The organism is Nocardia sp. NPDC060259 (assembly GCF_042728775.1).
Taxonomy (GTDB): domain Bacteria; phylum Actinomycetota; class Actinomycetes; order Mycobacteriales; family Mycobacteriaceae; genus Nocardia.
Window position 1 is genome coordinate 1 of sequence record NZ_JBHXAY010000011.1, and the last position, 10938, is coordinate 10938.

11 protein-coding genes are annotated in these 10938 nt (G+C 69.0%); 3 read left to right on the plus strand and 8 right to left on the minus strand.

What is annotated here, in order from left to right; translation table 11 throughout:
• Positions 1-41: 41 nt before the first annotated feature.
• The 5 genes from ACFWF2_RS07265 to gnd all read right to left on the minus strand — a co-directional run bounded on the left by ACFWF2_RS07265 (position 42) and on the right by gnd (position 3747).
• Positions 42-269, minus strand: coding sequence for a hypothetical protein (locus ACFWF2_RS07265; protein WP_379305544.1), 228 nt, complete (start codon positions 267-269; stop codon positions 42-44).
• A gap of 44 nt (positions 270-313) precedes the next feature.
• Complete coding sequence (locus ACFWF2_RS07270; protein ID WP_379305546.1) at positions 314-517, minus strand: hypothetical protein; 204 nt, start codon at positions 515-517, stop codon at positions 314-316.
• A gap of 126 nt (positions 518-643) precedes the next feature.
• A complete protein-coding gene (locus ACFWF2_RS07275; protein ID WP_379305717.1) occupies positions 644-1600 on the minus strand; it encodes an alpha/beta hydrolase in 957 nt (318 codons plus the stop codon).
• A gap of 132 nt (positions 1601-1732) precedes the next feature.
• Positions 1733-2434, minus strand: a complete 702-nt coding sequence (locus tag ACFWF2_RS07280) for a hypothetical protein (protein WP_379305548.1) — start codon at positions 2432-2434, stop codon at positions 1733-1735.
• Between the two features lie 281 nt (positions 2435-2715).
• Positions 2716-3747, minus strand: coding sequence for a phosphogluconate dehydrogenase (NAD(+)-dependent, decarboxylating) (gnd, locus tag ACFWF2_RS07285; RefSeq protein WP_379305550.1), 1032 nt, complete (start codon positions 3745-3747; stop codon positions 2716-2718).
• A 336-nt stretch (positions 3748-4083) separates the two neighbouring features.
• On the opposite strand from gnd, the gene ACFWF2_RS07290 reads away from it, so the two are divergent.
• The gene (locus ACFWF2_RS07290) at positions 4084-5946 is read left to right on the plus strand and encodes a VanW family protein (RefSeq protein ID WP_379305552.1); all 1863 of its coding nucleotides are present in this window, start codon (positions 4084-4086) and stop codon (positions 5944-5946) included.
• 7 nt (positions 5947-5953) lie between these two features.
• Here the strand turns inward: ACFWF2_RS07290 and ACFWF2_RS07295 are convergent, their stop codons facing one another.
• The 3 genes from ACFWF2_RS07295 to ACFWF2_RS07305 form a co-directional block, all read right to left on the minus strand.
• A complete protein-coding gene (locus ACFWF2_RS07295; protein WP_379305554.1) occupies positions 5954-7150 on the minus strand; it encodes a DUF5685 family protein in 1197 nt (398 codons plus the stop codon).
• A gap of 68 nt (positions 7151-7218) precedes the next feature.
• Complete coding sequence (locus ACFWF2_RS07300) at positions 7219-7818, minus strand: TetR/AcrR family transcriptional regulator (protein ID WP_379082275.1); 600 nt, start codon at positions 7816-7818, stop codon at positions 7219-7221.
• 85 nt (positions 7819-7903) lie between these two features.
• Positions 7904-9073, minus strand: a complete 1170-nt coding sequence (locus tag ACFWF2_RS07305) for a glycoside hydrolase family 3 N-terminal domain-containing protein (protein WP_379305557.1) — start codon at positions 9071-9073, stop codon at positions 7904-7906.
• A 113-nt stretch (positions 9074-9186) separates the two neighbouring features.
• Here ACFWF2_RS07305 and ACFWF2_RS07310 point away from each other — a divergent pair, with 113 nt between their 5' ends.
• Both ACFWF2_RS07310 and ACFWF2_RS07315 read left to right on the plus strand, forming a co-directional pair.
• Complete coding sequence (locus ACFWF2_RS07310) at positions 9187-9654, plus strand: universal stress protein (protein ID WP_379305559.1); 468 nt, start codon at positions 9187-9189, stop codon at positions 9652-9654.
• A gap of 57 nt (positions 9655-9711) precedes the next feature.
• On the plus strand, positions 9712-10881 hold the full coding sequence (locus ACFWF2_RS07315; RefSeq protein ID WP_379305561.1) for an isochorismate synthase MenF: 1170 nt from the start codon (positions 9712-9714) through the stop codon (positions 10879-10881).
• Positions 10882-10938 lie beyond the last annotated feature (57 nt).

Consider the following 10938-nt stretch of genomic DNA (forward strand, 5'->3'; position numbering starts at 1 on the left):
GTGGTTTCCGGTTTCGGAAACCACCCGCCGTTGTTGTGTTGTCAGCGGCAGATCGGGTTGGGGTGGGGCTCCGAGGAGGCCCACGGCCCGCAGATGATGAACTTGATGAAGCCGAGGGGGAAGTCGACGAGGGCGGAACCGGTGCCGGCGGAGCCTGATTCGGCGACGACAGCCGGGGTCGCGGGGGCGGCGACAGCGGGGGACGCGCCCGCGGCGATACCGGCGACCGCCGCCGTAGCGACCAGGATGCGGATCATACGACGTGGCATGGCAAACCTTTCAGTGACACTGAGCGAAGCCGAGAACCGCACCGTCAGGCGCAGATCGGGTTCGAGGGGCCGCCCGCACCGTGGCAGAGGATGAACTTGAGGAAGCCGAGGGGGAAGTCGATGAGGGCGGAGCCGGTGCCGACGGAACCTTCCGCGATGACGCCCGGGGCCGCGGGGGCGGCGACAGCGGGGGACGCGCCCGCGGCGATACCGGCGACGGCTGCGGTGGCGACCAGGATTCGGACCATACGACGGTGCATGACAAGCCTTTCGAGAACAACTGATCAAGATCTAACGACAACATCGTTCGTCTCAATCTGACTGTTAGCCATAACTTTTCGGGGCTTGACGATTCCGATTCCCGACCGATCGTTCTAGTTTGCGCCGATGGCGGCGGCGAGCAGCGGCCAGGAGTTGTGGAGGTCCTGTTCCCAGTACTTCCAGGTGTGGGTGCCCGCGGCGCGGAAGACGGTCTGGGCGGGGATGTTCAGTTCCTGGAGACGGGTGGCAAGGCGCTGGGTGCAGAGGTTGGTAGCGGCTTCGATGGCGCCGCCGAGGAGGATCTGGTCGGTCATGCCGATGACCTTGCCGGGACTCGCGCCCGGCGGGAGGGCCTCGGCGATGCCGGGGAGGCCGGTCGCGCTGGAGAGATAGATTGCCTTGTCGCGCAGGCGTTCCGCGTTGAGATAGGCGTCGTTGGCGCGCCAGGCCGGATCGCCGGGCGGACCCCACATGTTGGCGGGGTCGGCGCCCGCACGGGCGAAGACCAGATCGACATAGGCGCGGCCCATCGGGTCCGCGACCGAGGCGCAGCCGCTGTAGGCGCCGACGGCGCGGTAGCGGTCGGGGGCGGCGATGGCCAGGTTGAGGACAGCGGTGGCCGACATCGACAGTCCGGCAATGGCGTTCACGCCCGTCGTATTCAGCGTGGCGTCGATGATCGGCGGGAGCTCTTCGGTGAGGAAGGTCTGCCACTTGTTGCGGCCGAGTTTGGGGTCGTCGCGCTGCCAGTCGGTGTAGTACGAGAACTTGCCCGCGGCCGGGGTGACGACATTGACGTTCTTGTCGGCGAAGAACTGCACGATGTCGGTCTGGTTGTACCAGTTCGCGACGTCCTCACCGCCGCCGGCGCCGTTGAGCAGATACAGGGTCGGCCGCGGGACGCTGGTGTCGTGCGCGGTGATGACCTGCAGCGGGATCACCCGGTCCATCGACGCGGAGTACACGTGCAGCGTCTGCTGACGCTGCCCCGGCCGCTCGACGCGGTCCAGGCGCGAGCCGTCGGCGCCCGCGGTGCCGATCGAGGCGACCGACAGCAGCACCAGCACCATGGCCGCCACCGCGACCGCGCGGATACGGGTGAACACGAACATGAATCCTCACTACAGATGGGGCGATACCCGGCGAACCCAGAACGCCGGGACGGCAGCGCGAGACCGTCCCGGCGACCAGGTGCTACGCGATCAGCTACCGATCAGATTGCGCAGCACGTCGGAGATGATGTCGCTCATCGACCCGGTGGAGCTCAGCTGACCGTCGGAGGAGCCAAGCCCGTTGTCGCCGAGGCTGCCGATCACGGTCTCACCCGCGTTGGCGCCGCGCGCGGTGAAACAGGCGGTGAGGCCGGGCATTTCGTTGCTGACACCCACGGTGCCCGCGACGCCGACGCCACCGCTGGTGACCATCTGGCCCGCCTTGACGCTGTCCGGCACCGGGTAGGTGATGGTCAGGGTGACGGGGTTGCCGGAGTTGACGAACCAGCCGGTGCTGGTGACCTTCCAGCCGCCCGCGTTCGGCTCGGGGGTGACGTCCTCGGTCACCTGGCCGCCGATCGCGTGGTAGGCGGTGATGGTGGTCTTGGTCGGGGCGCCGAAGCCGACCGGCGGGAAGTCGGTGATGGTGTTGACGTAGGGGTTGCCGATCCCGGTCGTACCGACGACAACCTTGTAGGTCACCGAGGTGCCGACACCGATCTGCTCGGCGCTGGCGGTCTTGTCGTAGACGTGCGTGATGCCGACGGTGCTGGCATCCCGCTTCTCGGCGTGGCTGCTCACCGCGCAGGAGCCCGCCGCGGCGGCGACGCCGGAACCGAGAGCGACGCCGACACCGGCGACGACCAGAGCGGTGGTGGCGACGCCCGCGGTGATACGCGAAGTCCGGATCATGATTTTCCTCCAAGCCCCGGCGAAGTCGGCCGGGACGAATTCCTCATCGGGTGGTCTATCCCCCTTCTGACCAGAAGGTATCCGGTGGACTGGACGGTTGTCCTGGAAAAGAGGAACGTGTTCCCATTTTTGTGGAACATTAGCGTTTTACTCTTTGGGCGGGTGTTTGGCGGGTACCATCCGGACATTTTCGGCCGATCCGGAATCGCCCCGAACAGCGACCACCGGCCTCCCGTCGGGCGACGGAAGGCCGGTGGTGAGCGTCAAGAGGTCTCGACGGCCTACTTCTCCGGCAGCTCGTTGTGGCCGCCGAACGCCTTGCGCATCGCCGAGATCATCTTGTCGGCGTAGAGGGCCTCACCGCGCGAGGAGAAGCGCTGGAACAGGGCCGCCGACAGCACCGGGACCGGCACGGCGGTGTCGATGGCGGCGTCGATGGTCCAGCGACCCTCGCCGGAGTCCGAGACGCGACCGCTGAACCCGTCCAGGTTCGGATCGGCGTACAGGGCGCCCGCGGTGAGGTCGAGCAGCCAGGACGCGACGACCGAACCGCGGCGCCACACCTCGGTGATGTCCGGAATGTCCAGGTCGTACTGGTAGTACTCGGGGTTGTCGAGCGGGGTCTCCTCCGCCGAGTGCTCGCCGCCACCGTGGTCGGCGCCCATGTTCGCGTGCTGGAGGATGTTCAGGCCCTCGGCGTAGGCGGCCATCGCGCCGTACTCGATGCCGTTGTGCACCATCTTCACGAAATGGCCGGCACCGGCCGGACCGCAGTGCAGCCAGCCCTGCTCGGCCGGGGTCGGCTCGCCGGTGCGGCCGGGGGTGCGCGGGGCGGCGTCGACACCGGGGGCGATCGACTCGAACAGCGGCTCCAGGTAGCGCACCTGCTCCTCCTCGCCGCCGATCATCAGGCAGAAGCCGCGCTTCAGGCCGAACACGCCGCCGGAGGTGCCGACGTCGAGGTAGTGGATACCCTTGGGCGCCAGCGCCTTCGCGCGCTTGATGTCCTCGTGGTAGCGGCTGTTGCCGCCGTCGATGATGATGTCGCCCGGCTCGAGCAGCTCGGCCAGATCGTCGACAACGGCACCGGTCGCGCCGGCCGGAACCATCACCCAGACGACGCGGGGCGCGTCGAGCATGGCGACGAATTCCTTCAGGTCGGTGCTGCCCTTGAAGCTGTCGCCGAGCTCCTTCTCCAGCTCGTCGATGTGGCCCTGATGGCGTTCGTGACCGACAGCTGTGTTCCCGTCCCGCACGATGCGGCGCACGATATTGGCGCCCATCCGGCCGAGGCCGATCATTCCCAGCTGCATCAGTTCTCCCTCGTTGTCCGGTACCTGGTGTCGAGTCTCACGTCAGATTGTCCCGGGTGGTCCCGCCTGCCCGCAGGGCGGCCGTCCGTGGGCGTCGCGAAACTCCTCGGAAACAGGCTGTAACGCCCCGGAACGGGCCGCGATAAACAGATCGGCTCCGTGTAGTTGCCAGACCCCCGACCCGGCAACTACGCGGAGCCTTCCTGTTGTCCATCCACTGTTGCCAGGGTGCCGAGGGCGACGAACACCATTACCCTTGGCCGGGGCCCCGCAAACACCTGGGGCCGGGCGCACCTGATCCAGGATGACGCCATAACACCCAACGGAAGGACCTCCGTGCCCAGCGAGTCGAACGCCGGACAACCGGCCGACCGGAGGGGCGAGGTCGGACTACGCAAGCTGCTCGAAGCAAATCGCACTTTCGATGCCGACACCACCGCCCTGCCCACCCAGCCACTCACCACCGTGACCCGTGATCGCTGGTCGCCCGCGCCCCCACCCGCCGGCGCGCAGCCGCCGACCGGCTCGGACATCCCCGAACTGACCAAACGGATCGGCATCGCCGTCGGCGCCGTTCTCGCCCTCGGCACCGCGGCCTATCTGGCCGACCTGGCGCTCAGCGCCGGTGACGTGCCGCGCGGCGTCGTCATCGCGGGCGTCGACGTCGGCGGTATGGACAAGGCCGCGGCCGACGCCTTACTGCACAGCCAGCTCAGCCCCAAGGCCGATCGCCCGCTCCCGGTCCGCATCGGTGACGTGCAGGCGACCATGGTGCCCTCCGCCGCCGGTCTGGCCGTGGACTGGGACCGCACCTGGGACGCGGTCGGCGACCAGCCGATCAATCCGGTGAGCCGGCTGGTCTCCCTGTTCGGCTCCCGCGACGTCCAGGTGGCGAGCACGGTCGACGCGGCCGCGCTCGATCAGCAGCTGGCCGGTTTCCGGGTGCACGACAACCCGACCGTGGAAGGCACGGTGCGGTTCGAGAACGGCAGGCCGGTCGCGGTCGCGCCGGTGCCGGGCCGGGTGCTCGACACCGACGCCGCCCGCACCACGATCACCGAGCGCTGGGCCTCGAGCAACGAACTGGATCTGCCGGTGGTGGCCGCGCCCGTCGCGGTGCGCAACGAAGCGGTGCAGGCCGCGCTGCGTGACATCGCCACCCCCGCCGTCGCGTCGCCGATCACGGTGAGCGGCAAGGATTCTCGCGCCGTGCTCACCCCCGAGCAGATCGCGGGCGTGCTCAGCTTCGTTCCCGACGGGAACGGCGGCCTGGCGCCGAAGATCGACAACGACGCCGCGATCGCTGTTCTCGCACCGCAATTGGCGGCCTCCGAGGTGGAACCCAAGGACGCCACCTTCACCGTCGGCGCGGGCAAGCCGACGGTGGTGCCCGCCGTTGTCGGCAACAAGGTCGACTGGCCCAAGACGCTGGAGAAGCTGCCCGCGCTGCTGGCCAAGCCCGGCGACCGGACGGCCGAGGCCGTCTATCAGCGTATCGAGCCGAAGCTCACCACCGAGGCCGCCAACGGTCTCGGCGTCAACGAGATGGTCGGCCAGTTCACCACCGGTGGCTTCAGCGGTCCGTCCGGCGTGAACATCCGCACCGTGGCCGCGAAGGTGAACGGCGCGGTGGTGAAACCGGGAGAGACGTTCTCGCTCAACGAGTTCACCGGTCCGCGCACCGCCGCGGAAGGCTATGTCGAGTCCGGCATCATCGACAAGGGCAGGCCGAGCACCGCGGTCGGCGGCGGCATCAGCCAGTTCGCCACCACGCTCTACAACGCGGCCTACTTCGCCGGCATGGAAGACGCGGGCCACACCGAGCACAGCTACTACATCTCGCGGTACCCGGCGGCGCGCGAAGCCACCGTGTTCGACGGGGCGATCGATCTGGCGTTCCGCAACAACAGCCCGTCCGGCATCTACATCGAGACCGTCGCGACGGGTTCGGACATCACCGTGCGGCTGTGGGGCACCAAGACCGTCGAGGTGGAGTCGATCACCGGCGAGAAGTCGAAGCCGACCGAGCCCACCGAGATCACCCTGCCCAAGGGCAAGGACTGCATCGCCTCCGAGGGCGCGCCCGGGTTCACCATCTCCGATACCCGGGTGATCACCGATCGCAAGACCGGCGCCCAGGTGTCGCGGCACACCAGGACGGTGAAGTACGACCCGATCCCGATCGTGAAGTGCGAGTGAGGGTTTCCTAGCAGCTGCAATCGCAGCCGCAGTCGCCACAGCAGCCGTCCTCGCCACCGCAGCTGCAGCAGTTGCCGCAACACTCTCCACAGTCGCAGCAACTGCCGCAGTCGCACCGCTTGGCCCAGGCTTCCTTCTCCTCGCCGGTGCACGGGCTGGTGTGGTCGACGCAGCAGGCCATGCCGGTGCAGTAGACGCCCAGGATCAGCCCGCCCGCCTTCAGTGGGCCGGGCCGGTTCGGGCGCCTGCCCGGCGGGGACGGGAACTCATAGGGCGAATGCTGCTGGGCGACAGGCGAAATGCGGCAGACATGGCCGACCGCCAGCCCGAGTCCCTGGCCGAGGCGGCGCAGCAGGGCCGACAGCGGGTCGAGCAGTGCCCAGCGCACCGTCGGCAGCTGGTCGAGCTCGGCCTCGGCGGCGGCGTGGCGGATGGCCGCTTCGCTTTCGCGGACCAGCTGGTAGGCGCGGGGCATGTCGGTGCCGGTGGCGTCGAGGGGGTTGAAGCGGCCGCGGGCTCGGTCGCGTTCGAGGTCTTCGATGGCGTCGGCCAGGTGGGCGATGCGGCCGATGTGGCGGCCGATCTCCTGTAGTGCGACAACGTTTTCCGGACGGTCGGCGAGCGTCGCGGTATGGCCGAACAAGGTGGCGGCGCAGAGTTGAGTCGGGCCGGTCAGGTCATCGAGCGTGATCAGCGTGCCGAGGGAGCCCGTGTCGGGCACGGCCTTGGCCTCGAGTGCCGACTGCGTGGCGATCGCGGCCAGCATCGGCTGCACGTCGAGGCCGATCCGCGCGGCCTGCTCCTGCGCACGGGCCGCCCAGGTGGACGACACCCGGCGCATCGGCAGACGGGCGAGCGCGGCGGCGTCCCCGTCGTCGACATGATCGCGAATCTTGGCCGCCCCCAACAGCAACGACGCCGTCGCTGCCAGCTGCACGCCCGGCGCGTTCGCCGCGACCACCGATGCCCGGCGCATGCCGCGCAGCGGGCACGGTCCCGCGGTGGTGCGCGCGCCGGAATCGCCGGTTTGGGCTTCGGTGAGCACGCTCAGCACGATCGCGTCGGTATTGGTCGCGGCGCGGGCCACTTGGCCGTGCCCGTCGCGCAGACCGAGGCACAGCCCGCACATGTGCGCCTGCCACTGCCCCGGATCGATGCCGTACTTCGCCGCGCCGTGCGCACACGGCTTCAACACACCGAACACTTCCCACCCCGTCTGTCGTGAATCTTCTAGCCGTGCACAATCGCAGGCCGACGGGGTTGCCGCAAGCGCTACTCCGGTTTCTTGCGACCCGCCAGACCGCGCCAGGCCAGATCGTCGAGGAGGTCGACCGCCTCGGCGACGTCGATCCGGCCGCCGGCGACCCGGTCGGCGATCGCCTCGCCCGCCCCGATCACCGCCGCAGCGACGACTTCGAAATTGGTCCCCGGATCGGCGTGCTTGGCACTGGACTCGAGCAGTTTCGCGGTGAGCTCGATGACGCGTTCGCGCGCGTTGTCGATCTCCGAGGCGAAAGCTTGCTGTCCGATTGCCTGCCGGTAGAGCACCTGCCAGGACTGGCGGTTGCGGTCGACGAAATCGAGGAAGCCCTCGAGCGCCGTGCGGACCTGCTCGTGCGGCGTGAGATGCGGGTTGCCCGCCGGCGCGACGGCCTCGATGAACCGCAGTCCCTCGCGCTGGATGCAGGCGCGGAACAACTCGTCCTTGGAGCCGTAATACAGGTAGAGCATGGGCTTGGAGATCTTCGCCTCGGCCGCTATCGCGTCCATCGAGGTGTCGTGGAAGCCTTTGCGCGCGAACACCTCGACAGCGGCGTCGAGCATCTGTTGCTCACGAACCGCCCGGGGAAGTCGCTTCGTCCCGCCTGCCATCCACTCTCCTACCGCAGGGTGAACCTCTATCTTACTCCAAGGTAAGATCGCGGGTACCCATTTGCCGCTCAGTCGCCGGACCGGCTCAGCAGCCCAGCGCCACACCCTTGTAGCGCGCCATCCGCAGCACGGAAGCATCGACCCGGTCGGCGGGCAGTTTGCCACTCGCCACCGACTGTTCCAAACGGTCGAGTACCTGGGGCACCGCGTCGGTACTGATCCACAGGGCATTGTCGGCGCCGGCGACCAGCGAAGCCTCGACCGCATCGGCGATCGACATGCGGGCGGTGATGGCCGCCATGCCACCGAGATCGTCGGTGAAGATCGGGCCGTCGAACGGCGGCGCGCCGTAGCCGGTGCCCTCACGCAGCAGCGTCATCGCGGCCGGGCTGATACTCGCCGGCACATCGGGTTCGGTCAGCCCCGGCACGTCCAGGTGGCCGACCATCACCGCGGCGCCGGAGTCCACCAGTTCGCGGAACGGGACCAGATCCTTGTCCTGCAGCTCCGACAGCGGCGGCGTGCGGACCGCGCCGGTGTGCGAGTCACCGGAACCCGAGCCGTGACCGGGGAAGTGCTTGATGACCGAGCCGAGGCCGACCTCGTTGGCCGCGCGGATGTAGGCGCCAGCGTATTCGGTCACCACCTGCGGGTCGTCGCTGAAGGAGCGGTCACCGATGACGCTGTCGTCGGGCTGGCTGCTCACGTCGACACTGGGGGCGAAGTTCACCGTGATGCCCAGGTCTTGCAACGCCTTCGACCTGGTCAGCGTGTTCTGGTAGTACTGCTCCGAGGTCTGGGTCTGGGCGATCACGCGGGCCGACGGGATCACGCCGATCACGTTCTTCGCGCGCGAGACGCGGCCGCCCTCCTCGTCGATGGTCACCATCAGCGGCGCCTTGGCCAGCGCCTTGACCGCGTCGAGCTGGGTCTTGTCCATCAGCCCCGGATCGGTCCAGCTGCCGATGAAGATGCCGCCGACCTGCTCGGTGCTCACCACATTCGTGGCGTCGGCCGAGCCGGTGATGCCGACGGTGAGCAGCTGGGCGAGTTTCTCGCGCTGGGTGAATTTCGCGAGATAGTCGGTGCCGCATGGGCTTTGGACTTGGGTGCCCGGCGCGGGCGAGCCCGCGGGGGACGACGTGGGAAGGCCGGTGCCGGTCGCCGCGGTGGTCGTCTCAGGCGACGACCCTCCCGAACAGGCGGTGGCAACGGCGGCCAGGACTGCGAACACGACCACAGGCGATTTCCGCATGTGCTCCACGGTAGCCGGGTTCGCGGCGCGATCACGTCACCGGTGTGCGATTGAATCGCCGAATGCGGGGGTAATCTGTGGGAACAGACGCTGGACCAGCGCAGGAGGTCGTCATGGCTTGCGATCGGATGCTCATCGCCTACGACGGTTCCGAACACGCCAAGCGCGCCGTCGAGTACGCGGGCCGCTTCCTCTCCGCCGAGCGCGCGATCCTGCTCACCGCCTGGGAGCCGATGGTCCGCCAGGCCGCCCGGATCTCCGGGCTGGCCGGGGTGATGCAACCGGACTGGGTTCCCGACGAGGAGATCGAGGACATCGCCTACACCGATGCCCGCAAGATCAACGCCGAGGGCGTGCACCTGGCCAAACTGGCCGGAATCGATGCCGAGCCACGGACCGCCGAGTGCACGACCACGATCTGGAACGCGATCGTCGACTGCGCCGACGAGCTCGACGTCGACATCATCGTCGCCGGTACCCGCGGCTCGACCGGGCTGCGCGCGCTACTGCACAGCAGCGTCGCCGAGGCGGTACTCAAGCATGGGCACCGGCCGGTCTTCCTGGTGCCGCCCGAGCACTGAGAGTTCGATCGCTCTGCCGGCCGGCGGGGGTGGTGCCGGCGTTATGGTCGAAGCACCATGGAACCGTTCCTGCTCGCCCGACCCGATGCCGTGCTGGTGGCCACGGGTGTGCGCGCGTCCTACGCCGACCCCCGGCAGGCGGTCGCGGCGCTGCGTGCCTGGCAGGACGGGGCTGACGACGGCACGGCGGCCGAGACGCGCGCGACCGAGTCCACACCGCGATCCGGCGAGTCACCGGCGCCGCGGCTGATCGTCGGAGCGCTGCCGTTCGATCCGAGGGAACCCGCTGCGCTCTGGCAGCCCGAGACAGCGGTGCACACCGCGGGCCCGTGGCGGCCCGCGGCATTGCCGGAGCTGCCGGAGGTGCGGGTCATCCGCGAAATACCCAGTCCCGCAGAGCACATCGCGCGCGTGACCAAACTGGTCGACCAGCTCGGCGACCCCGCGAACGAGCTGCGCAAGGTCGTGGCCGCACGCAGCATGGTGCTCGAAGCCGAGGAACCGCTCGATCCGGAGGTGCTGGCCGGGCACCTGCTGGCCAGGCATCCTGCGGCGAGTGTGTACGTGGCCGACCTGTCGGCGGCAGGCAGGCCCGGCGAGATCCTGCTCGGCGCCACCCCCGAGGTACTGGTCGCGCGCCACGGTGACCGCGTCAGCCTGCATCCGCTGGCAGGCACCCTCCCCCGGCGCGCCGATCCGGAGGCCGATGCCGCGCAGGCGCGCGAATTGCTGTCGAGCGCCAAGAACCACGACGAGCACGCGTTCGTGATCGAGTGGATCCGGCGGCAACTGGATCCGGTCTGCACCGAACTCCACATTCCGGACGCGCCCGAACTGCTGAGCACCGAACAGGTCTGGCACCTGGCCACCCCCATCCACGGCGTGCTGCGCGACCCGTCGACAACGGCGTTGGACCTGGCGTTGCTGCTGCATCCGACACCGGCCGTCAACGGGACCCCCTTCGGCGCCGCGCTGGACGCGATCGTCGCCGACGAACCACAGCGCGGTTTCTACGGCGGCGCGGTCGGCTGGTGTGCCGACGACGGCGACGGCGAATGGGTGGTCGCCATCCGGGGCGCCGAACTCGCGGCCGACCGCCGCACGCTGCGGGCGAGCGCGGGCGGCGGGATCGTCGCGGCCTCCGATCCGCGGGCCGAGCTCGCCGAGACGACCGCCAAATTCCGGACGCTGCTCGGCGCGCTGGATTGCCACGTGCCCGAAGACTGACCTCGCGGGCCACACCTGCTAGGTTGGCCGGAGTACCACCCCGCCGTCGAGCGTATT

Bases quoted from the DNA above. Each gene is read 5' to 3' on its own strand.
- ACFWF2_RS07265 (WP_379305544.1), bottom strand. From the start codon at position 269: ATGCCACGTCGTATGATCCGCATCCTGGTCGCTACGGCGGCGGTCGCC.
- ACFWF2_RS07270 (WP_379305546.1), bottom strand. From the start codon at position 517: ATGGTCCGAATCCTGGTCGCCACCGCAGCCGTCGCCGGTATCGCCGCG.
- ACFWF2_RS07275 (WP_379305717.1), bottom strand. From the start codon at position 1,600: ATGGTGCTGGTGCTGCTGTCGGTCGCCTCGATCGGCACCGCGGGCGCC.
- ACFWF2_RS07280 (WP_379305548.1), bottom strand. From the start codon at position 2,434: ATGATCCGGACTTCGCGTATCACCGCGGGCGTCGCCACCACCGCTCTG.
- gnd (WP_379305550.1), bottom strand. From the start codon at position 3,747: ATGCAGCTGGGAATGATCGGCCTCGGCCGGATGGGCGCCAATATCGTG.
- ACFWF2_RS07300 (WP_379082275.1), bottom strand. From the start codon at position 7,818: ATGGCAGGCGGGACGAAGCGACTTCCCCGGGCGGTTCGTGAGCAACAG.
- ACFWF2_RS07305 (WP_379305557.1), bottom strand. From the start codon at position 9,073: ATGCGGAAATCGCCTGTGGTCGTGTTCGCAGTCCTGGCCGCCGTTGCC.
- ACFWF2_RS07310 (WP_379305559.1), top strand. From the start codon at position 9,187: ATGGCTTGCGATCGGATGCTCATCGCCTACGACGGTTCCGAACACGCC.
- ACFWF2_RS07315 (WP_379305561.1), top strand. From the start codon at position 9,712: ATGGAACCGTTCCTGCTCGCCCGACCCGATGCCGTGCTGGTGGCCACG.